The organism is Pseudoalteromonas luteoviolacea, from assembly GCF_018100925.1.
In the GTDB taxonomy this organism is placed as follows: Bacteria; Pseudomonadota; Gammaproteobacteria; order Enterobacterales; family Alteromonadaceae; genus Pseudoalteromonas; species Pseudoalteromonas obscura.
In genome coordinates, this window is sequence record NZ_JAGJEH010000005.1 from 405,168 (window position 1) to 428,348 (window position 23,181).

Genomic DNA, 23,181 nt, shown 5'->3' on the forward strand with positions numbered 1-23,181 from the left:
ATCATTTGCAAAGAGTTGTGGTTAATATCCTAATTAAACTAAAAACGACCTCAGCTATCTTTTCGAGGATGAGTTATGCAATACATGACGCCCTCACATAAAAATCATCTAACAGCGAAACTACAGGAGTGGCACTATGAGTGCGAATGTCGATTTAGCAAATCGCCCAAATTACGATCAGGAAATTCAAGATATTACCGACTATGTGATTAATTATAGAATTGAATCTCAAGAAGCGCTTGATACAGCAATTAACTGTTTAATGGATACTTTGGGATGTGGGTTACTTGCGCTTGGCTTTCCTGAATGCAGCAAGCATTTAGGTCCCCTAGTAAAAGGCACTGTGGTGCCTTTTGGCGCTCGTGTTCCGGGTACACAGTTTGTTTTGGATCCTGTAAAGGCCGCATGGGACATTGGATGTATTATTCGTTGGTTGGATTTTAATGATACCTGGCTCGCTGCTGAGTGGGGACATCCATCGGATAATTTAGGTGGAATTTTGGCAGTAGCTGATCACATTGCTCAACAGCAAGCTGTAACTGGAGGTGAACCTTTAACACTCGAAGATATTTTTACAGCAATGATCAAAGCACACGAAATTCAAGGTGTATTAGCGTTAGAGAACAGCTTCAACCGCGTTGGCCTGTGCCATGTGTTATTGGTGCGTGTTGCAACTACCGCTGTGGTTACTCATATGATGGGCGGTGATAGAGAACAAATCATGGCTGCGATTTCTCAGGCATGGGTGGATGGCTCTTCCTTGCGAACATACCGTCATGCACCTAACGCTGGTTCCCGTAAGTCTTGGGCTGCTGGGGACGCAACATCTCGTGGTGTGAGGCTAGCTGACATGTCAATGAGAGGCGAGATGGGCATACCGGGCGTATTGACTGCTCCACAGTGGGGGTTTTACGACGTATCATTTAGCCAGACCAATAAAGATCTTGCTTTGAAACCTGCTGCACAAAGAAAGTTTAGTTTTCAAAGGGAGTATGGCACTTATGTAATGGAAAACATTCTCTTTAAACTCAGTTTTCCAGCAGAGTTTCATTCTCAAACAGCCTGTGAAGCAGCTGTAATCTTACATGAGCAAATAAAGCATAGACTGAGTGACATAAAACGTATTGAGATCACAACCCATGAATCAGCTATTCGCATCATTTCAAAAGAGGGTGAATTGGCAAACCCTGCCGATAGGGATCACTGTTTGCAATACATGGTAGCGGTGCCACTTTTATTTGGCACACTCAGCGCGGAGCACTATGAAGACCAATTCCATCTAGCGCATCCAGAAATTGATGAGTTGAGAAGCAAGATGGCGATTATTGAAGACAAGCGCTACAGCGAGGAATATCACGACCCACAAAAGCGCTCAATTGCCAATGCGATTCAGGTTTTCTTCAACGATGACAGCAGCACAGAAAAAGTAGAAGTAGAATACCCAATTGGACATCGCCGCCGTCGCAGTGAAGGTAATCCGGTATTAAAGGCGAAGTTTGAACATAACTTAGCGACACGTTTCCCTAAATACCGCTGTGAGCAAATCATTGATCTATTTGAAGATAAAGAAAAGCTGCTAAAAACACCAGTTAATCGCTTTATGGATATGTTTGTTATTTAACTCTCTAGGTTAATCACTGTGTGCCCAATCGCGATGTGTTTTTATAGGTGGTTGGGTCAATTGACAATGTCGTGATAACTAAATTTGTCTTGTTTATCCTTGTTTGACGTATAAAATCCCGTGCTGATTCATTCTGTTGAAAGGAACTACCATGAGTAAAGCAGTACGTGTTGGTGTTGGCGTCATTATAAAAAGAGGTGACAAAATATTGCTTGGTGAGCGCATTGGTGCGCATGGTGCCAATACATGGGCAACGCCGGGGGGGCATTTAGAGTTTGGTGAACGCATCGAGTGCTGTGCAAAAAGAGAAGTCTTTGAAGAAACAGGCCTCAGCGTGACAGAGATAAAAGAAGTTGGCTTTACCAATGATATTTTTATCAGCGAGAATAAGCATTACATTACGATATTTGTGATAGCCCAGTGCCGTGATGGTGATGCAAAAGTACTTGAACCAAATAAATGCAAACAATGGCGCTGGTTTAGCCTTGATGAATTGCCTAAGCCGCTGTTTATTCCCATGGCTAACTTCCTCAAAGAACAGGCAAGTCCGTTGAGATAATTGAGTGAATAACTTTACACTTTTTCGTCAAATTTAAAATTGTTTGCTTGTTGCACAGTGTTTGCACAATCCGCCCCTATAGTGAAAAAAAAGCAATAGTACCGTGCGTAACGGTTGCGTTAGTTGTTAATTTTTTATGGGAGCAAGCGATATGAAGCAAAGTTTGAGCATACCACCTATTTCAATGATCACAGCCAGTATTACTTTGATGATGTTGTCTGGCTGTGGCTCTAGTTCAAGTGATGGTGACGGTACACAAACCCAAGCAATAGCACAGACGCAAAATACAGCAAGCACAACTGCAACAACAAGCACTTCGAATAATAATGCCAGTAGTAACACTACAACAGCAGACAGTAATTCAAGCACTGTGCAAAATACAACGGAGGCGGATAATGGAACTGCGTTAGTCGCTAATTCAACAGATGGCGTGTTGTGCGATTATTTTTACAACGAATTTAATGACTCAGCCTCTGTACAGGCGACGAGCAATGCGGACTGGAGCTGTACAGGTACTGCGCGAACTTTAACGGCAAACGGGATCCCTGACCATCAAACTGGCACATTTCCTAATCCAGGTAACCCCAATACGATCAGTGAAACGTCTGTTTCTATTAGCTACACCCTAACGCCAACTAAAACTGACAATAGTTCAACTTTAGGAGGGCCGAGAGGGGCAACAGGTTATGTTTTAAATGGGGTTAAAATTGATGCCAATACAGCAGGATCATGCGATGACTCAGGCGATAATTGCTCTCTAGTCGGTAACACCGGCAATTGGAGTATCGAAGCATTGGGCCAAACGAGTTTTGATTTTGGAACAGATGATAACAATGCTCATGTACAGCCTGACGGTTCTTATCACTATCACGGTATGCCAGAAGGCTTTATTGCACTTCGAGGTGGCTCAGACTCCACCATGACCTTGATAGGGTGGGCGGCAGATGGTTTTCCAATATATGCCCGTTACGGTTACAGCGACGCTGAAAATGCACAATCAGCGCTTAAAGTCATGGAAGGTAGTTATCAACTGGTTGAAGGTGTCAGTAATAGTAGACCTTCAACGTCAGTGTATGCGCTGGGTACGTTTGCGCAAGATTGGGAGTATGTTGCTGGCAGCGGGGACCTTGATGAATGCAATGGCCGCTATGGCGTGACCCCAGAGTTTCCACAAGGTATTTACCACTACTATGCAACAGATAGCTACCCATACTTTCAACGCTGTGTGAAAGGCGAGCTATAAAATTCAGAGTGATAAGATAACGAGGTTTGTATGTTTAATATGATAAAAAAATACGCTGTGTTTGGCTTTTTTATACTTAGCATGTCAACGCATGCGCACCTAATGGTTGCAGATCATGGCACTCTGAATTTTGACGAAACAGGTGCATACTTAGTCATTTCACTTGCATCATCAAACTTTTCCGAAGCGGATTTAGATAATAATGGCCAATTGTCTTTTAACGAGTTTAAGCAGGCTAAAGACATTATCTTTACCAAAACACTTGGTGGCGTGTATATGCAACAAGCGGATAAAATAAAGCAAATAGATGGTCTAATGTTGTCTCCACAAGCCTCACACCATGGAGATGGCACGGACATAGATCAAATTGTTGTCATGGGTAAGTTTATCAATATAGATCACACACAGGGCCTGTCTTTTCACAATACCTTGTACGGAGATGGCGCACATACAAAGCTAGAGATGACGGCAAAATATAAGCTTCTCGGTTTAAAGCAAGGATTTGAGCTTACCCCAAAGCAACAATATGCAAAGGTATTTTAGCGCAAGCTAAAATACCGCTTTCAGGCTGCTCTCTGCTCTGTGGGCATACTAAGTTAATATAGTGACTCATTTGCCATCACCACATTTAGCCGCTTTTGCTCATGTACGTTAAATAGCGACTGTTTAAGTGTATCCATTTTTTGTGATTGTAATGCCACAGGTGTCGTTTCCTTGATTGCCTTATATTTGTGTATGTAATTGTCGACTCGCAGTTGCCACTTTTGTTGGTCTTGCTGAGCCTGCACAAGTCGCCGCGCTGCTTCATTACCAAAGCTTGCGCTAAAGTCGTTGTAGTCCATCGAATGCCAATGCTGTTGTAATTGCAAAAAGGCCTGAGCGGCTTCAATAGTGTGGTGTTGCTCCTCGGGGAGTTGACTAATGTGTGCACTAAGTAGAGCGTCGCGCTCATTTTTGCCGAGGGATTTGTCTGACAGGATATGCCATCGCGTCAACGCGTGAGCGTGCCAGCTATTCTCCTCACTAAACCAAGCTTTGATCACGAGTTGAGAAAAATATTCGGTCTGCAATGAGCTTAATAAATCAAAGCGTTCTTCAATCGTCAAGTTCTCATCAACATGGGTAAGTGCTTGTTTGTAAAGCATGTAGCTATGCGCGACATCTTGCAGGCAGTGCGGAAGTGCCTTTAGCGATTGTTGCCAGCTGCCAAGTTGCTGCTGGCTTTGCAATGCTAAAATCCAGTCGTCTAGCAAATGCTTATGTGCTTTACTGACCGCGCCGCAAGGCGCTGATGGAGGAGGCGGCGTATGTGCCACCTCCCCTTGCCGAATAGGTGTGGACACCGTATCGGTTTGTTTTATTGTAAAATGATAGGATGTCGTCGGCTCTACAGTATCTAGAGTTAAGCACAGCAACACCCCGCCAACACTAGCACAACAGAGTATGAAAAGTTGCTTACGAGTCATAAGTTTAACCCTTTCAGACGGCGGATGTGTTGTCGGTATAGAGTAAGGGGATCTGTTTCAAACAAGTGGTGTATACCAATGGTTTGATTTACCTGATCTAAGTGATTCATTTTGAATTGATTGCCGATGACATAACCCAAGTTACTAGAACAGGCAGAAACGAGCCCATCATTGGCCTCATCAAATACCTGAGAAATTAACGCCAGTGGACTATCGGCTGGATCAAATACATTGGTCCATGCTTTGCTACCACTCCATGAGAAATAATACACGCCATTGTCATCACGCATTCGGCCTTGGCCACAATAGGTACTCGGTACGCCTTCAGGGTACTTTTGATTAAACACAAGTGTGCCCTCAGTGGTTAGTGCATCAAGAGCTTGCAACGCATCTTTAGGCGCAGTGGCTTTTCCCGATAGTAGGTCGATTAGGCTGGCAAGCGCGTTTGCTAAAGACGCTAAAAACTGCTCAGAAAAAGAGTCTCTATCTACGCCATTTCGTACGATATCTGCAAAGCGGCTGCCCCAGTTCACCCCTCCAATACTGGTGACAGATGCAACCCATTGCGGTTTGACAGAAGCGGCGTATCGAATGGTTTGCGCCCCTTGACTATGACCAATTAAATTGACCTTATCCTTTCCTGTAAGTGCTCTAACAAGTGCGATTTGCTCGAGCAGCTGCTCTCCCCTTAGTTCTGAGTTATGAGCGGACGAAACCTCCGCGACATAGACGGTACCGCCTTCTTGTTCAATGACAGAAGGCACGCGATAAAAGTAATCTACACCCAATAAATTATCAAAACCAAACAGGCCATGTACTAATACAACCGGGTATTCAAGCCTGTCGTTGCTATGCGCCATATGTGCAAAGAGTGACATAATACCGAGTAGGATAGTCAGTGCTATTTTTTTCATGTATTTGCTCCAATATTTACAGTTGAGTAACAAAATGCTAGTTCAGAGTGGTCAGAGGTCAAGCCTTTTTGTGTAAAAAATAAACATAAAGGCGATTTAGATAAATAATTTCAGCGCTTCAATTGGGGTTATTTTTTGCAATAAATACGGTTGTTTTTATTTGCTATGTTGTGAGCTACATATCTGAAAGTAATGGAAATAATTTGTTGGCAAGTTGATGAAGTTATAACTTGTCTAAGGAGACCTCAATTAGGAGGCTAGGTTAGGCGCTGATGTTAATGTCGAATTGATAGCGTTCAAGCTTTTAGAGAAGTACTTGGTGATCATCATACGTTGCGGCTGCTTATTGGGTTCGAATAACCCCCGAGTATGGCAATTAGCTGTTAGGGAGATTGGCAATATACATGGCCGCTCCTTGATTTGAGTTGCTCAATTACCAAGCAATATTCCAATCTATTTAGAATAAGATAAAAAGAGCCTTGCGGCTCTTTTAACAGTTACTTTTAGACGTCTTGGTGTGGACCAAATACTTCATAAAAGATTTGACTGTCTTGTACACCTAATTCAAGTAGCTGTTGTTTCACAAAAGACATAAATGCACTGGGCCCACAAAGATAAAACTCACCTTGTTGCAAAGGCAGTTGCGTTTCAAGTGGCGCTAGCTGCATTAGGCCTTGAGTGTGTGTATTTGCATCTTTTTCAATCCAATAGTGACTGCGTAGTGACGGCATTTGGTCTTTGTAAGATTCAACCACGTCATAGAATGCATGTTCGGTGTGGGTGCGTGCAGCATGCAAAAACCAACAAGGAGTCTCAGCTGAATGTAACTTGGTTGTTTCAAGCATGGCCATCATTGGCGTGATCCCAACCCCTGCGCTAATGAACACTTTGGGCGCTGGTGTATTTTGCAGTACAAAGTCTCCCGCTGGTGGGTATGCGTCAATTTCGTCGCCTTCATTGAGCGTGTGCAAATAACCAGACACCAAGCCGTCGGTTTTGACAGAAATTCGATAGTGATCCGGTTGGCTGCTTTGTGACAATGAATACTGACGGATCTGACGATTATCACTGCCATTTACTTTGCAGTCCACAGCAAGGTATTGTCCAGCTTGATAGCTTGCGACAGGGCGCTCATCTGACGGTGCTAGATAAAAGCTCTTAATAACTTCTGATTCTTTGACTATTTTTGAGATCGTAAAGCGACGTCGACCTCGCCATCCACCTGTCTTGTTCTCGTTATTTTGATAAATGCCTTCTTCTTGCGTGATAAATAAGTCAGCTAAAAAGCCATATGCTTCGGCCCATGCGTCAATAATTTCTGGCGTACATTCATTGGGAAACATTTCTTGTAACGTAGCAAGTAAATGAGTGCCAACAATGGGGTAGTGCTCAGGCAAAATATTTAAGCTGGCATGTTTGTGGTTTATTCGATCAATGGCATGTGCGAGCACTGCTGGGTTATCAATATGTGTTGCGTATGCTGCCAGCGCACTGAATAGGGCAAATTGTTGCTTGCCTGACTTTTGGTTGCTGATATTGAATATATCTAGCAGTTCAGGGTTGTGGCTAAACATGCGTTTATAGAAATGGTCCGTAACCGCGGGACCTGCGTTAGCGAGCAGAGGAATGGTATCCTTAACCAGTTTAATTGTTTGAGTTGATAGCATAGATAATCTCCAATTAACCACGACGCCCATCGAGGCGTTTTTTCATTAAAATAGGGGTGTAAATCGCAACAAAAATGGCAAAAGCAAGCGCCCATAAAATCGCGCTGGCGAGCCATGTATCGTGCGGGTTGATAAATAACGGAAGTAAGCTTCTGACAGCAGCTGCTAGCAGGCATAAAATGAAAGCCACGCTCATCAAAGGGTGAGCTTTAAGCGGTCTTGCAGTATGACCAAGTGATACACGAGACATAATCGATAAAATCATCAGGCCCATCGCACCGATTGTGATTAAATGCAAGGCGTCTTTCGCCTGCCACGGCAATCCTAGATAAGCACCGCCAAAGCCCAGAAGCCCAAGGCTCATACAAAAATATGCAGCGTACAAAGACCACAGCAGAGGTACTTTCACGATGCCAATATTGAACCAGTAAACACAGCGAATGAGGTGTAGAACTGCTGTAAGTATGAGCACATATCCAGGGTTTAATGGACTCATCAAAACATGGTGGGCAAAGAATCCGCTCATGCCGATGAGCGAGCACCAAAATAAAGCTCGGTTTAGTCTTTTGGTGGAAACTTGCTCTTTAAGTCCAAGTCCTCTGGCTATAAAAAATGGCGTTACACGCCCAGCGATCACACTGATCAAAAACGTAAACCCCAATACAGCTAAGTGAGAAAATGTCAGTGCAAACATGTATTTCTCAGTTGCTAAAAGCCAGATAAAGGTTAAATTTAAGCTCGCCACCAGCGATAAAATGACAATAAACTGGTAGTTGTGTTTACTGTTAGCCTGAATCAGTGTGTTGGCCAGGTGACAAATACTGACTAGCCAGAACAGGCCTTGTGATATTGCTAACCATAAATACGGTTCTTCTAGAGAGATAAATATCCACCTAGCGACAGTCCAGAGGCTGCATAACACCAATAAGTGGCTACCATTCATGGTGTTAACGCCAGTCCAATTCTTTGAAGCAGTAAATAAAAACCCAACGGCTATAGCACTGGCAAAGCCAAACAGCATTTCATGTGCATGCCACAAGGTTGCAGGTGCGTTACCTTGCCAAGAGAAAGCGCCCGACAGTACACCAGCCCAAATCAACATACTTACAATTGCCCAGATCCCGCTTAGTAAAAATAAAGGGCGAAATCCGAGCATTAAAAATGGCCATGTATTAGGTCTAAAAAGGTTCACCTTCGGGAGGGGCTCTTCAATAGGTAGTATGTTCATTAACGTACCTCTAAGCCCAAGTTGTATTGACATAAACAGCGCACGACATAGCCGATTTTTAGCATGGTAGCGAATAGTAAGCTGCTGATGTGTGCCGTTATTTGTACTGGAATAGATAAGGCGTGAGCAAGAGGGTAACTCGCCATGATAGCCAAACCAAAACCCGCTACACTAACAATAAGTAGCCAGTTTGCGGCGCTTAATAACACGGTAAAAGCTTGATTGAAATTGCCTTGCTGAGTTTGCATGATTACGCTCATCTAACAGTATTCGATGTATTACTTAATACACAAGGTGTGCCAATTTTATATTTGTTATAAATCAACAAGTTAAAAATTTAATATTGAATTTGTAAGTCATTTTGACATACTCTTATATGTGTCAAATTAATTCATAAAGGTCAAAATGACATGGATCAGCGTGCACTATCTCAACTACTCACTTTGAATCAATCCCTCGCAGAAGCGCTGCCAAAAACCAATGAAGTAGAGCTCCTCCCTTATTGCAGAGCAATTACCAGCGCGCTCAAAGCTTTTATTGGTGCTGATGCAATTGCTGTATTGAGTCACCAGCAAGGTGCACTGGTACCTCTTGCTGCAACAGGGCTGGCACCTGAAGTAATGGGCAGGCGATTTCAACTTTCTGAACATCCGAGGCTTGCGCAGATCGCTCAGAGCGCTAAAAAGCCCGTTATATTTCCTTCAGACTGCACTTTGAGTGACCCTTATGACGGTATGTTGCTTGCTGAGACAGGTGACATCCCGGTTCATGCTTGCATGGGGTTTGCGATGTATGAGCAGGATGTGCTGTTAGGGGTGATAACCTTTGATAGTTTAAGCCCCAACGCATTCGATAGTTATAGCCAGTCGTTACTGACGATGGTGCAAGCTTCTGTATCGAGTCACTTTAGTGCCGTCGACAATATGCATCAGCTTTGCAAGCGGGCTAGATCTGGCATCGCTATGCTACATGAGCTGAGCCATCAGCAGTACACCATGGTCGGTGACTCGGCGCCGATGAAACAGCTCAAAGGGGACATCAATTTAGTGGCCAATTCAGATTTGAGTGTGCTGATCCAAGGAGAAACAGGCACGGGTAAAGAGCTCGTTGCTAGGCAGGTACACGCGCAATCTAGTCGTTGCAATGCGCCTTTTGTACAAGTGAATTGTGCATCTTTACCAGACAATTTGGCTGAGAGTGAGTTTTTTGGTCATCGCAAAGGCGCGTTTACGGGCGCAGATGCCCATCGAGAAGGGAAGTTTTTGGTTGCTGATCAAGGGACTCTATTTTTGGATGAAATCGGTGAGTTGCCGCTACATATTCAAAGCAAGCTACTGAGGGCGCTGCAAAGTGGAGAAATTCAACCTGTCGGCAGTGATACGCCCCATTTTGTTAATGTGAGAATTGTCGCAGCCACCAACCGTGATTTGCAAAAAGAGGTCGAAGAAGGCCGCTTTCGCTCGGATTTATTTCACCGTTTGCAAGTGTTTCCTCTACAGGTGCCCGCGCTCAGAAACCGCCCTTCAGATATTGTCCCTTTGGCTGGCTACTTTACCGAACAGCTACGCAAAAAGTTAGGCGTTTCGCAGCTTTTACTCGATGGTGGTTTACTTGATTGCTTAAAAGCGCACGATTGGCCTGGTAACGTGCGAGAGCTTGAACATGTGCTGAGCCGTGCAGCGCTCAAAGCCAAACATTCTAATTGGCAAAAGGACATTGTAAAGATTATGTCGACCCACTGTGAGCTAAGCTTTGAAGCGCCACAAATCACTACAGAACCGAGTGAGGTAAAAAGCCTAGAAAGCTTTGCACTGCCATTAAAAGAAGCCACTGAGCAGTTTCAAAAGAAACAGATCTTACAGGCCCTCAAAACACATCAACTTAATTGGGCTGCGGCTGCGCGCGAACTTGGCGTCGACAGAGCCAATTTAGTGCGTTTAGCTAAACGCTTAGGCGTCGAAACTGTGAAGAAAGTTAAGTAGTCAACTTCGGTAAACGCAATAGTGAGTTTAAAGTGTTAATAGAGACTTAAACCCTAGTGTAATTGGCAATGAAAATTGTTCTTAATTCTTTTATAAGTTATTTATTTTAAAAGGATATTAAAACTTATTTGTTATTTTTATTTAGTCTTGCCAAGTACAAATATTGGACTAGTGTTAAATGGCGTCTAACTGAATTTGTTACTAGGGGGCCCTATGAAGGGTAGCAAGCAAGTAATCGTCACTTTGAATAAAATTTTGACACTCGAACTGACTTCTATTAACCAGTATTTTTTACATGCACGTATGTATAAAAATTGGGGATTGGAAGAACTCAACGAAAAAGCCTACAAAAAGTCAATCAAAGACATGAAGCAAGCCGATGATTTGATTGAGCGTATTTTATTTTTAGAAGGCTTACCTAATTTACAGCATCTCGAGAAACTACGCATTGGTGAACACACCGAAGAAATGCTCAGTTGTGACCTAGCATTTGAGCATGAGCAATTACCAGCACTGCGTGAAGCCATTGATTTATGTGAGAAAGAGCAGGACTACGTTAGCAGAGAGCTACTCGAAGATATTCTAGAATATGAAGAGGAATACGTAGACTGGTTAGAAACACAAGACTTCCTTATCAAAAATACTGGTATTGAAAACTATCTTCAGTCACAGATGGAGGACTAAATTATGCAAGGCGTAAAAAAAGTTATCGATTTGCTCAACAAGCAACTCACCCTTGAACTTAGTTCAATGGATCAATATTTAGCCCATTCGAAAATGTATGAAGACTGGGGCATGGGGCGACTGCATGAAAAGTTATCTCATGAATATGAAGAAGAATTAGATCACGCAAAACGCATTTCAGAGCGGATCTTGTTCTTAGAAGGCACACCAGATACTGCTTCACGCGCGCCTATCCACGTAGGTAGTAACGTCAAAGAAATGCTCGAAAATGACTTAGCAGCAGAAGTTGTGGTTAAAGACCACTTGAAAAAAGTCATTGCAGTGTGTGAAGAAGAGCAAGATTACGTGACAAGAGAGATCCTTGAAGAGCTGCTGGATGACACAGAAATGGACCACATTTACTGGCTTGAGCAGCACCTCGGACTCATAGACTTAATCGGTATCCAAAATTACATTCAAAGCCAAATGAATGGTGATTCAGGATCTGGCAGCTAACGCGAGTTAGCATGTTAAGCAAAGTAAAAGAGCGCATCAAGCGCTCTTTTTTTATATCTTTTTGGCAAAAAATAAATTTGTTTAATCTGTTAAGCCATTATTTTTTAGCCCCTTTCAAGAGTCGCACTGAATGTGCTTTTGCTATGAATTAAAAATAAACCTTGATCCATACTTATTATCCGCTAACATAAAACGAACGTTCGTACTTTTTTGGTGAGAGATGGGAAAAGGTAAACAAACGAAGCAGCAAATTTTGGCCAAGGGTTTGGCGCTTGCTTCTGAAACTGGCTTAAATGATCTGACCATAGGTATGCTGGCGACGGCTGCTGGCATGTCTAAGTCAGGGCTATTTGGGCATTTCAATTCTAAGGAGACCATGCAGCTAAATGTGCTCGAATACGCGTCTGAGCTATTCAAAGAGCATGTGATCTTGGCTTGTGATAGAGACATTAGAGGCTTGGTTAAGCTGAACCAGCTATGTCAAAACTGGCTAAATTGGTACAAACCAGACGCGGCTACTTGCATATTCATCAATGCAGCAGCCGAATTTGACGACCAACCAGGTGCGCTGCGAGACCATATTCAAGCAACATTAAAAAACTGGTTAAGCTATTTGCAGCATATCGTGACCCAAGCAGTCCAAGATGGCGACTTCGCCCCAGATACCTGTCCTCAACAGTTTGTGTTTGAACTTTATTCTCTTTATCTCGGTAGCCAAAATTTACGCTGGTTGGCACTTGAAGATGATAATCGCAGCCGCTTTCAAGCTGGTTTTAATGCATTGCTAGCAAAACACGGAGCAAATTAATATGAGTAGCAAAATATACTTTTCGGACAGTGGTAAAAAATCCATGAGCTATCACCTAACCCGCAGTGTATCTAGTTTGATGGCAAAAGTTGCACCTAAAACGAGTCTAAAAGCAACACGCAAATTATTGTTAACGCCTGCGGCGGGACGAAAAAAAGTTGCGCTGCCAAAAAATATGCAAAGCCGTAAACTTGCGACACCTTACGGTGGTCTCAACCTTGTTGAAGGTGGTAGCGGTCCAAAGGTTATTTTCACACATGGGTGGTCCGGTGGCGTAAGCCAATTTTATCCTTTGATGGAAAAAGTGATGGAACATGGGTTTTCAGTGGTTGGTTTCGATCACTATGGGCATGGGCAGAGCGACGGCAAGATAGCGAACCTGCCGTTATTTATTAAGGGTCTTAAGCACGTCTTGGCTGAGCATAAAGATGACCAAATTAAAGGTATTGTGAGTCATTCAATGGGCACCATCGGTGCTGTTAATGCAATAGAGAAAGGCCGTCACGTGATGATTGCGCCAACATTTGATTTCTATAATTCATTTCAAGAGCGGATATACGCCACTGGAATTGCCAATCAGTTGGTTGAGAAATTACTTAATGAAGTAGAAGCAGAGCATGGCATGGTGTTTAAGTCACTACAGGCTGAGTTTCATTTAGGCAAACAAGATCACATTCTAATGGTGCACGATAAAGAAGATAAGTACGCACTATATCAACATACATTACAACAAGTTGCTCAGCATGATCATGCGAGTTTGTTGAGCACGCAAGGACAAGGACACGGCAGAGTAATAAATAGCCCTCAAACTTGGCAGGCGATTAGACAATTAATTGATATTTAATACTTTGAGTGAATTGTAATTAACGGCGAAGATAGACTAACTTTATATTTAGCCAAAATAAATAGATTAGTGCTTATGTTCAAATATTGCTGCGCCGTGCTCTGTGTGTTTTTGTCGAGCTTTTTATTTGCCAATGATAGAGGTCTGCCTGAATTACATATCTATCATGACTCAGACTATAGTACACATAGAGAGTCTGCCATCGCGATTAAAATGGGATTTCTTACCGCCTTGAGCGAAGTAGATAGCAAGACTCAAGGCTTTAAACTGAAGTTTTTGTCCCGTGATCATCGCGGTAACAGTAATCGTAGTTTTTTGAACTTTAAGCGCTTTTTAAAAGACCCTTCCGGGTTGTTTGTATTGGGTGGGCTGCACTCTCCACCTTATATTAAGTATCGAGAGTTTATTAATAAAAACCAAATTCCACTGCTTGTTCCTTGGGCGGCTGGTGGACCTATTACCCGTTATGACAAAGGTGAAAACTGGGTATATCGGCTATCAGTTGATGATACTAAAGCAGGTGTTACTTTAGTCCAATTTGCCAATCAAAGAGCATGTAAAAACCCGCATCTATTTTTAGAAAGAACTCCATGGGGGAAATCAAACTATAAATCAATCGGTCAGGCGCTAGGTAAGCTTGAGCCGAGTGTGACTTGGTTTGATTGGGGAATGAAAGCAAGCAGTGCCAAAATACATATCAGGGAGATGCTTGCAAAGGGCAGCGACTGTTTATTATTCGTCGGCAATGCCATCGAAGGGAAACAGTTGGTCTCAGCAATGGCTGATTACCCGCAGGAGCAACGCATCCCGATCATCAGCCACTGGGGGATCACTGGCGGTGACTTTTTTAATCAAGCAAAGGTTGATCTTGCCTCTGGTATTGATCTGCACTTTATCCAAAGCTGTTTTTCTTTCCAAAGACGTCCACTATCAAACGAAGCCACAAAAGTGTGGAATAGAGCCAAAAATTTATTCCCCGATGAGTTTTCCCAACGAGACTTTTTATTTGCACCAACAGGTTTTATACATGGCTATGACATAGCAAAAGTGGCATTAGCGGCGCTCGCACAAATTGAGCTTACAGGAGATATGTCAAAAGATAGGGCTGCATTTCGACAATCTTTAGAGTCACTTAATACGCCTGTTGCTGGCCTTATAAAAACTTATCAAAAACCCTACTCTAAATGGAGTGCACAAAACCCAGATGCACATGAAGCGCTAGGAATTGAGGATTTGTGCATGGCATATTTTGAATCTAATGGCAGTACCAAAGTACTGGTGGACAATTCATGAAGCGCTGGCTAAATCAGGTTTTTAGCATGTCTTCGGACAGAGCTTTTTACGCATTTTTATTGTGTAGCTTGGTGTTGTCTATTGTTATTAGCCTGTCTTTGGTTGGTAGTCGAGCTGATAGCTCAGTTAAAGAGTTGCAGTTACAAGCCAGACAGACTGAAGCCAAGCTTGCTGTAAGCAATCTCGGCCAATTTATTTCTACCCGATTAATACTGCTAAGAGATTTGGCCAAAATTCCAATGCTGTCTAATGCTGTGATGGGCAGTGATATTTCTCGCGCATCGCTATCAGACTTTTTGAAAGATTACAAAGTGTTGGGGCAAAATGTGCCGCTGCATTTGTACAATGTGTTATCTGAACCAGTTTTTACAAATTCGCCTTTATACAGTGGTAAATTCAGCAAAGAACCTTGGCTAGACCAAATGTTGCTAGGAGAGCTAGGTCAAGCTGTGGTGTTAAAACATGAAGACCAACAATTTAAATTTATTTTAGCGGTGCCAATCGAATATAACGGTTTCACAGAAGGCGTTTTAATTTCTGAGTTTATGACTGATATAGCGTCTCTATTAGCTATAGACACAGCACAAACTGAGCTAGCAGTAGAACTAACCGGACAATGGGTAAAATACAGCAATACAGCAATACGGCATCGGGTCATGATTATCTGCAACTGTTTGCAAGTCGTTTGCCTGATACCGATGTTGACGTTAAGTTTTTAATCGATCAGCAAATGATCCAAGATAATGTCAATATATTCATTTTTGCCATCGCAAAAGCTGTTGTGATCAGTTTGCTGTTGTCATTTTTACTGCTGTTTTTCTTTGGGCGTCAGCTACTACTCAACCCATTTAAGCAATTACAGTTGTCGCAAAGAGAAACTGAAAAAAGCGAGGAACGATTTAAACTAGCCATTAAAGGCAGTAACGATGGAATATGGGATTGGGACATTGAGAAAGGCAGTATGTTTTACTCCCCGCGCTTTCGCGAATTACTTGGGTATGATAGCAATGATACCAACGGTTTCCCGGATGTATTTGAAAGCCTTGAAAAAGGCATGCATCCAAAAGACAAAACCCACACATTTGGCGCACTCAACGCGCATCTAGAAAACAACGATGTGTTTGATGTTGAGTTTAGAATGAGGAACCGTGACGGTGAGTACCGCTTTTACCGTTCAAAAGGTTTGGCACTGAGAAATAGTGTAAACAGAGCGGTGCGAATGTCAGGCTCCTTGACTGACATTACCGACCAAAAAATGTATCAAGAAGCACTCAAAAAAGCCAAAGAACACAATGATTTATTGGCATATGCCATAGAGTCTTGCGATGTTGGAATTGTGATAACCGATGCGTATAAAAAGGACATGCCTTTGAGTTTTATAAACTCAGCGTTTAAACGTATAACTGGCTATGACGACAGCGTAATTGGTAAAAATTGCCGATTTTTACAAGGTGAACAAACCTCAGAGGCAGCTCTGGAAGCCATTCGCGAAGCCATTAAAATGCAGCAACCACACCGAGAAAAAATTCTGAATTATCGTAAAGATGGAGAGCCATTTTGGAATAATATGCACATTGGTCCGGTGTTGGACGAAAACAAAAAGCTGATTGCATATGTCGGAATTTTACAGGATGTTACGGAGCAAATTAGGCAACAAAAAGCTTTGGCTGATGCCAAGGTGCAAGCTGAGCAAGCCAGTGAAGCTAAAAGCGCCTTCTTGGCTTCGATGAGTCATGAAATCCGCACGCCTATGAACGGGGTGTTAGGCATGCTGAATTTAATGATGAATAGCCCACTAGATGATGAGCAAAAACACCGAGCTAGATTGGCAATGAACAGTGCCAATTCGCTACTCAATCTTATTAACGATATTTTGGACTTTTCTAAAGTTGATGCTGGCAAGCTTGAGTTAGAATTATTGGACTTTGACCTGAGAGAACTGTTTGGAGACTTTTCAGAATCTGCAGCACTACAAGCGCAGAGCAAAGGGATAGAGCTGGTTCTGGACATAGTTAAAGTCGACAGCTCCGTGGTAAAAGGTGATCCCAGTCGATTGCGTCAGGTGCTGTCAAACCTAGTTGGTAATGCCATTAAATTTACTGATGAGGGAGAGATCATCATACGTGCGGAGCTTACTGAGGTTCAGGGGAAATTACGCTTAGATTGCTCAGTTATTGACTCTGGTATTGGCATTCCGCTATCTAAGCAACACAAGCTATTCGAAACATTCTCGCAAGTAGACTCATCAACCACACGCAAATATGGCGGAACAGGTCTTGGCCTATCCATCGTTAAAAAGTTATGTGAATTGATGGGGGGCAGTATTGGCGTTAGAAGCGATGAAGGCCATGGCAGCGAGTTTTATTTTTCAATTATGTTAGAAGCAGGCGAGCAAAATAACCGCTCAATGCCAAAATTTGATATTAGTAAACTTGAGTTGCTGATTGTTGATGACAATCGAACTAACCGCACAGTATTAAGAGAGCAGCTAGAGATTTGGGGCGCTAAAGTCACCGAGGCATCTTCGGCAATTGAGGCGCTTTCTCAGTGTGAAGCACGTTTAAAAGATCCGAATAAAACCCTGTTTGATATTGCGTTACTAGATATGCAAATGCCGGTAATGGATGGGGCTCAACTGGGTGAGGAAATGCAAAGTGACCCGAGGCTCAACAGTATTAAACTTATTATGATGACTTCAATGGGTCATCAGGGCGATGCTGCCTACTTTGCCAAGCGTGGTTTTTCTGGGTATTTTCCAAAACCCGCGACGACTACAGATCTATACAATGCTTTATCGGTAGTTGGAGAAGATGGGGAGGCATTGGCCAATGCCAAGCCAATTGTCACTTCTCATTACCTCAAATCGTTTAAAGAGAGTGAAGTCTCAGAAAACCTAGTATGGGATCCTCAGCCAAGGTTACTACTGGCAGAAGACAACCATGTAAATCAAATTGTTACAACAAGTATGTTGAAAAAATTGGGTATTGAGTTTGTAGATGTGGTTACCAATGGTCAAGAGGCAATAAATGCGCTACGCCACTGTCAGCATTCGAACCCCTATGACTTAGTACTCATGGACTGTCAAATGCCTGAAATGGATGGTTATGAAGCAACAGGGAATATTCGAAAAGGACAAGCTGGTAACGGTAATCAAGATATTACAATCATAGCGCTAACCGCAAACGCTATGAGTGGCGACGAAAAAAAATGCCGAGATGCGGGTATGGATGACTATCTCACTAAGCCAATTCAACCCAACACCTTAATGCAATGTTTGAAAGCGCATTTGAGTACACAAAGTGTACGCTCTGATGTGGCGGAGTAAAAATAGATAGCTAATTGACCTTAATTTTGGCATATTTAAGTACTGTCTAAATATACAGGTTTTATATTTTGAAAACGCTGCCCGAAAAATACTATCTAACACATTTCTTCGAATTGTTAGATTACTTAGAGCAAACTAGTTGGCATTTAGTAAGTGACGTGCAGCGTTCGAAATTGAATGCCTTTAAGTTATTGCCGCAAGATGCTCAGTGTTTACTCATTCGGGTTGTTAATCGAAAACGCCATTATGTTTGCAGTGAAGAGTTAGTTTATGACGAAATAGACGACTATCACGCTGCCTATCAGTTATTAAATGAACAAAATTGGCTCACTCAAGCGCAAGACTCAGCCATGTTAAGTACGTTGATATCTGAGCTAAATAAATCTCAATTAATGGCGCTGGCTAAGGAGTTTGATTTTCAAGATACACCGGTCAAGTCTGCTAAAAAAGCACTATGGCATGAGCATATATGCGGCCAACTTGCGAGTATTGAAGCGGCTCCATCGGCTATACTTCCAGGTTACTTTACCTCTACGTTTAAATCAGACTTGGCTTATTTTCTGTTTTTATTTTTTGGTAAGTTAGGGGGGGCATTATCGCAGTTTTCCATGCGGGATTTGGGGGTAATGCAAACCCATCGACAACGAGTGCAGGGCAATGCGCATTTTGAGTCGAGAGAAGAAGCACAAAGTGCATTTTTGTACTGCAACCTATACAACGATTTAAAAACCTTGCCACAACAATCACTTCTTGAGTTAGCGGACAACATCACAACACAAAGCTACACCAGCCCGATAGGGTCATTGGCAAAGCTTAAATACGATCATCTGTGCTATAAATTGGCCAATTTGGTGCTTGAACACAATGTTGTACTGAGTGAATCGCTACTAACGTTGAGCGCACACCCCAAAGCGCAAGAGAAATACATCAGGTCATTGTATGCCAAAGGTGAACATGAAAAATGCAAAGAGCTGATTGAGCAGCTGTTAGACACGCCTGGCGACGAGCAGCTGTTGTTTTTCGCGGAGGATTTTTATCGACTTAAGTTTACTGAAAAGCGAACCTCGCTGCTAACCGATATGCTGCGTGCAAGTGGTCAGCCTATTTGCCTTGATGAAGCATTTGTTGGTTATGTAGAGCAAGGACTAATCGAACACTATGGACGTTCTAATGTAAGGGCTTATCACTGTGAAAATATGTTGTGGCGTGCCTTATTTTGTTTAAGCTTTTGGCACGAGCTATTTGAGGATGAGCGAAATGCGTTTTCTAACGAGTTCGAACACACACCAAAGTGCCTCAAAGACAACTCGTTTTACAGTGTATTCGAAGCCGAAATTGAACAGCGACTCACCACGTTTGTCGACAATAATCACTTGTTAAACTGGCTGATAAAACAAGCTGCTGACAAATTCAATCAACACAGCAGATTGATGTTCTGGGACCCTGATTGCCTCGCTCAATTATTTGAATTTGCAAAACATGCACCTATTGGTGCTGTATGTGCGCATTTGCGTGCGATGAGTAAAGATTTCAATGGCTTAAAAGATGGGTATCCAGACTTAATGTTGTGCCAGCAAGGCGTTAAATTCGTTGAAGTCAAAGCGCCAGGTGATAGTTTGCGACGTAACCAATTGATCACGATAAAAAAGCTGATTGAGTCTGGATTTGAGGTGAGCGTGCAAACCGTCCAATGGCAAGTTCAACCAGATCAACCCTACGTCATTGTTGATATTGAAACCACTGGCGGAAAAAAGGAGCATGATAAGATCACCGAAATCGCTATGGTGAAGGTGGTAAATGGCAAAATAGTGGGGCAGTGGCATAGCCTGATTAACCCTCAGCGGCGGATCCCAAGGTACATAACAGAGCTTACTGGTATTGATAATGAAATGGTCAAAGATGCTCCTGTGTTTAGTGAAGTTGTTGATGATATTGACAGGTTTGGTCGAGATGCAATTTTTGTAGCGCACAATGTCAACTTTGATTATGGCTTTATCAAAGCAGAATTTGCACGCTTAGAGCGACCGTTTAAAAGAGCGAAACTATGTACTGTGCAATTGGGCAGAAAGTGGCTGCCGGGTCACGCTTCTTATTCACTGGGTAAAATTTGCCAAGCATTGAACATAGAACTAAATGGACATCACAGAGCGCTCAACGATGCACTGGCAACCGTTGAATTATTTAATTTAATCAATCAGCGACGTATAGAAGCGAGTGAAAGCACCAAGGATAAGCGGCAAGAGGACACGCAATAACGATGCATATACAACGAGATAGAGTCATTACTGGGAGACACCGTGATTTTTAATACTTTGATTATGTTTATTAGTAAGTGCGGGGTTGCCATCTCTTTGTGTGCATTAGGTATGCTGATTGTGCCTCTGGTGAGTAGTAACCCTGTATTATCAATAGCGCTTATCGCGGGGTTGGTTATTGCAAATGGTGTGATGTATCTGGGGTTTTATAAAGACAAACGCAACGCCAAAAATGAAGCTCGCAGGATCTCCGAAAAAACACTTATTGTATTGTCGATGCTGGCACTGCATTGTACCACGCATTTGACTATGCACTTTACGCAACATAAAACCAGCAAGTGGTCGTTTCAGCTTAAGTTGTTGGCAGCAATCACTTTGCAATTGTCGTTGAGTGTGTTTTGGTTTGTCCAAGTGTACGTTTAGTTAATTTGATTGGTTAACACAACACGCTTGAGTCAATATAAAAAGCGCCAGCTATGACTGGCGCTTTTTCGTTGTGTTTAATTTTGCTCGGCAAACTCATCTAATAGCGACCATCTATGCTCTTTACTTTGAGTTCCTTTGCCCAAAATCCAGTAATCATAGCTATTTTGAATGGTGCCTTTGCTTTGCTGAATTGCCAGCCATGTATTGACGTAATTGAGAATATCAACATTGCGCTTTGCGACGGCAAATCCAACCGGGTACTTAAGCTCTGCACCTTTTGGTACCACTACACCATATTCTGGGTAAAACATACTCCACGCAAACCCAGCTTCTGCACTGATAACCAGCGCATCAAAATCACTGCTTTTTTCAAAGAATGCTTGGTGATTACCAAGTTGTTTAACACTGATCTGCTTATACTTATTGGCAACATCGCGCATCAACGGCTGGTACTCTACATGAGCTAGGCTAAGATTGTCTTTTGTTAATACCTGCTCTTTGGAAGCAAACTCCTTAAGACGGTGATCTTTGGCAACCAACGCCAGCTGCAACTCTAAAACAGGGTTAGTAAAGCGAACAGTGCTTAAATCGATAATGCTCATTTCTAAACCCGACATGGCGATGTCAAAATACCCCTTGCTCAGGTATTCAGCCAGTTGGTGTTTTTTGAATGGAATAAACTCCACTTTCACTTGTAGATCGGCAGCTAATTTATGGGCAAGGCCTATATCAAAACCTACCAGTTCATCTTTTTGGTTGAAATAACTAAAGGGTACATTATCGACTAAGTATCCGACCCGCAGTACGTTACGCTTTTTGATGATGTCGATATTCGTCAACGACAATTCGCCGCTTTGGTATGCTTTTGGCACGTGATTGAGCACATCATTGGGCACTTGATCAGATACAACCATGTTGGCAATCACATCGTCAGCACCTTTGGTACTTTGTGCCAAGTAGTTATTGGTGGTAAAGCTGAGCACCATAAAAGCGGGTAAAAACGCCGACAGCAGAGTGAGATAGTACAGGGAGCGGATACGCTTTAAATGCAGCTGCTGTTTATTGTAAAAGATGCACAGTAGCGTGACCGCAAAGATATAAACAACGGTTGTTGGTGATACCACCTTGGCAGTTAACACCGACATCGACAAATAAAGTTGATAACTGTCGGCCGGAATTTTTAGGCTATCCAGCATATAGGGGATAGCTATGTGTACATTGGCAAAGTAACTGAGCATGGCAGAAAGCGTGACATTGGGGATCTGCTCTAGGGCAATGGGGTTACCTGTTAACCAAGCTGCAAATGTAACGAACATAAGGGTAGTGAGTTTGCCCAAGCTTGGGAACGTATAAGCAATGGGGACTAACACCTCAGCAATGTGATCAGACTCTTCATCACTGCGCTTAATTTTTTGTAAATGTGACTTAATGCCCTCGGTGATAACGGGTAGCACGATAAAGACATTTCCTGTACTAAACGCAGTGATCCAGGCATTGCGCATGACTTTGATTAAGTCTCGATATTTCACAGGTGTAAGTGCCGCAACTAGCATTGGCAACAGGGCAAACATGAGGTAAAAACCTAAGCAAATAACCAATACCAAGTAGATTTGTAAATTACTGAGCTCTTCTTGACCGATTGTACCCGCCGTACTGGCGGTCATAGAAAAAATACCAATGGGGAAGAATTTAATCACTTTTTTAGACATCACAGTCAAGCCTTGCCCGACTACTTCAAGCACATCGAGTAATTGGTTTTTCCGCCCATTGGAGATCAGTGCCAAACCCAGTGCAATACAAAAGATAACCAGCGCAGGTACATTTCCGTCAGCCATAGAAGCGAAAGGGTTTGACGGGATATACTGCTGAACGAAATTGATATCAGGTGCTTGTGCTACCAATGCTGGGGAGAAAAAAGTCCCAGCGTCATGGCTTGGCAAGGTTAGGGTAAAACACCAGATCACCGCGAGGCCAATCACCCAAAGCGCAACCATGGTGATGGCGGCTTTGGCCAGCACGGTTTTAACCTGATCTGGGCTGAATTTACCCAACCCCACAATCAAACTGACCACGATGTAAGGAAAGATAGTGATTTGCATAAGGCTGACAAAGCCTTCGCCAATTGGTTTTAAAAACGCAACTCGCTCACCAAAAATAAGTCCTGTTGCAATGCCAAGGATCAATGCCCATAGCATCCAGTTCATACTTTTTATCCAGTTGAATAGTTTATTCATGATCACCCGTCGCAGTTAAATTGGTGCGCGATTATATTGAGGTTAGCTGAAATTAATCTGAATGCATGGAATGAAATAAGGCGATAGGGGTGTAAGCTTTGAAAAAATATGGATTTGATGCGAGTAAGTATTCACAT

The 23,181-nt window shown here is 42.7% G+C and carries 20 protein-coding genes; 14 read left to right on the forward strand and 6 right to left on the reverse strand.

What is annotated here, in order from left to right; all coding sequences use genetic code 11:
* Positions 1-136 precede the first annotated feature (136 nt).
* The 4 genes from J8M00_RS13235 to J8M00_RS13250 all read left to right on the forward strand — a co-directional run bounded on the left by J8M00_RS13235 (position 137) and on the right by J8M00_RS13250 (position 3,966).
* The gene (locus tag J8M00_RS13235; protein ID WP_211010803.1) at positions 137-1,621 is read left to right on the forward strand and encodes a bifunctional 2-methylcitrate dehydratase/aconitate hydratase; all 1,485 of its coding nucleotides are present in this window, start codon (positions 137-139) and stop codon (positions 1,619-1,621) included.
* Positions 1,622-1,772: 151 nt separating this feature from the next.
* A complete protein-coding gene (locus J8M00_RS13240; protein ID WP_211010805.1) occupies positions 1,773-2,180 on the forward strand; it encodes a nucleotide triphosphate diphosphatase NUDT15 in 408 nt (135 codons plus the stop codon).
* A 151-nt stretch (positions 2,181-2,331) separates the two neighbouring features.
* Complete coding sequence (locus J8M00_RS13245) at positions 2,332-3,423, forward strand: YHYH protein (RefSeq protein WP_247687359.1); 1,092 nt, start codon at positions 2,332-2,334, stop codon at positions 3,421-3,423.
* 30 nt (positions 3,424-3,453) lie between these two features.
* Entirely contained in the window at positions 3,454-3,966 is a 513-nt protein-coding gene (locus tag J8M00_RS13250) for a hypothetical protein (RefSeq protein ID WP_211010807.1), read from the forward strand.
* A 53-nt stretch (positions 3,967-4,019) separates the two neighbouring features.
* Here J8M00_RS13250 and J8M00_RS13255 read toward each other — a convergent pair whose 3' ends face one another.
* The 5 genes from J8M00_RS13255 to J8M00_RS13275 all read right to left on the reverse strand — a co-directional run bounded on the left by J8M00_RS13255 (position 4,020) and on the right by J8M00_RS13275 (position 8,946).
* Entirely contained in the window at positions 4,020-4,889 is an 870-nt protein-coding gene (locus tag J8M00_RS13255; protein WP_211010809.1) for a lipase secretion chaperone, read from the reverse strand.
* Positions 4,886-5,803, reverse strand: a complete 918-nt coding sequence (locus tag J8M00_RS13260; protein WP_211010811.1) for an esterase/lipase family protein — start codon at positions 5,801-5,803, stop codon at positions 4,886-4,888. Before J8M00_RS13260 ends, J8M00_RS13255 begins: the two co-directional genes overlap by 4 nt.
* Before the next feature lie 503 nt (positions 5,804-6,306).
* Entirely contained in the window at positions 6,307-7,470 is a 1,164-nt protein-coding gene (gene hmpA, locus J8M00_RS13265; RefSeq protein ID WP_211010813.1) for an NO-inducible flavohemoprotein, read from the reverse strand.
* A gap of 13 nt (positions 7,471-7,483) precedes the next feature.
* Positions 7,484-8,698: an NnrS family protein gene (locus tag J8M00_RS13270; RefSeq protein WP_211010815.1), complete on the reverse strand. Its 1,215-nt coding sequence runs from the start codon at positions 8,696-8,698 to the stop codon at positions 7,484-7,486.
* Positions 8,698-8,946 carry a hypothetical protein gene (locus J8M00_RS13275; protein WP_211010817.1) on the reverse strand — a complete coding sequence of 83 codons (249 nt, stop codon included), beginning with the start codon at positions 8,944-8,946 and terminating at the stop codon, positions 8,698-8,700. The genes J8M00_RS13270 and J8M00_RS13275 overlap by 1 nt, the downstream gene beginning before the upstream one ends.
* A gap of 162 nt (positions 8,947-9,108) precedes the next feature.
* Between J8M00_RS13275 and norR the strand changes: the two genes are divergently transcribed.
* The 10 genes from norR to J8M00_RS28615 all read left to right on the forward strand — a co-directional run bounded on the left by norR (position 9,109) and on the right by J8M00_RS28615 (position 20,807).
* Entirely contained in the window at positions 9,109-10,680 is a 1,572-nt protein-coding gene (norR, locus tag J8M00_RS13280; protein ID WP_211010819.1) for a nitric oxide reductase transcriptional regulator NorR, read from the forward strand.
* Positions 10,681-10,893: 213 nt separating this feature from the next.
* The gene (gene bfr / locus J8M00_RS13285) at positions 10,894-11,364 is read left to right on the forward strand and encodes a bacterioferritin (RefSeq protein ID WP_023402135.1); all 471 of its coding nucleotides are present in this window, start codon (positions 10,894-10,896) and stop codon (positions 11,362-11,364) included.
* Between the two features lie 3 nt (positions 11,365-11,367).
* Positions 11,368-11,859 carry a bacterioferritin gene (gene bfr, locus J8M00_RS13290; RefSeq protein ID WP_211010821.1) on the forward strand — a complete coding sequence of 164 codons (492 nt, stop codon included), beginning with the start codon at positions 11,368-11,370 and terminating at the stop codon, positions 11,857-11,859.
* A 220-nt stretch (positions 11,860-12,079) separates the two neighbouring features.
* The gene (locus J8M00_RS13295; protein ID WP_211010823.1) at positions 12,080-12,667 is read left to right on the forward strand and encodes a TetR/AcrR family transcriptional regulator; all 588 of its coding nucleotides are present in this window, start codon (positions 12,080-12,082) and stop codon (positions 12,665-12,667) included.
* 1 nt (position 12,668) lies between these two features.
* A complete protein-coding gene (locus tag J8M00_RS13300) occupies positions 12,669-13,511 on the forward strand; it encodes an alpha/beta hydrolase (protein ID WP_211010826.1) in 843 nt (280 codons plus the stop codon).
* Positions 13,512-13,586: 75 nt separating this feature from the next.
* Positions 13,587-14,804: an ABC transporter substrate-binding protein gene (locus J8M00_RS13305; RefSeq protein ID WP_247687360.1), complete on the forward strand. Its 1,218-nt coding sequence runs from the start codon at positions 13,587-13,589 to the stop codon at positions 14,802-14,804.
* Positions 14,801-15,523 (forward strand): hypothetical protein, encoded by a 723-nt coding sequence (locus tag J8M00_RS28305; protein WP_247687361.1) that lies wholly within the window; start codon positions 14,801-14,803, stop codon positions 15,521-15,523. Before J8M00_RS13305 ends, J8M00_RS28305 begins: the two co-directional genes overlap by 4 nt.
* Positions 15,421-18,129, forward strand: a complete 2,709-nt coding sequence (locus J8M00_RS13310) for a PAS domain-containing hybrid sensor histidine kinase/response regulator (protein ID WP_247687362.1) — start codon at positions 15,421-15,423, stop codon at positions 18,127-18,129. The genes J8M00_RS28305 and J8M00_RS13310 overlap by 103 nt, the downstream gene beginning before the upstream one ends.
* 68 nt (positions 18,130-18,197) lie before the next feature.
* Entirely contained in the window at positions 18,198-20,384 is a 2,187-nt protein-coding gene (locus J8M00_RS13315; RefSeq protein WP_211010827.1) for an exonuclease domain-containing protein, read from the forward strand.
* A 42-nt stretch (positions 20,385-20,426) separates the two neighbouring features.
* Positions 20,427-20,807: a DUF1294 domain-containing protein gene (locus tag J8M00_RS28615; RefSeq protein ID WP_211010829.1), complete on the forward strand. Its 381-nt coding sequence runs from the start codon at positions 20,427-20,429 to the stop codon at positions 20,805-20,807.
* Between the two features lie 77 nt (positions 20,808-20,884).
* On the opposite strand, the gene J8M00_RS13325 is transcribed toward J8M00_RS28615, so the two are convergent.
* Positions 20,885-23,044, reverse strand: coding sequence for a cation:dicarboxylate symporter family transporter (locus J8M00_RS13325; RefSeq protein ID WP_211010831.1), 2,160 nt, complete (start codon positions 23,042-23,044; stop codon positions 20,885-20,887).
* Positions 23,045-23,181: the final 137 nt, after the last annotated feature.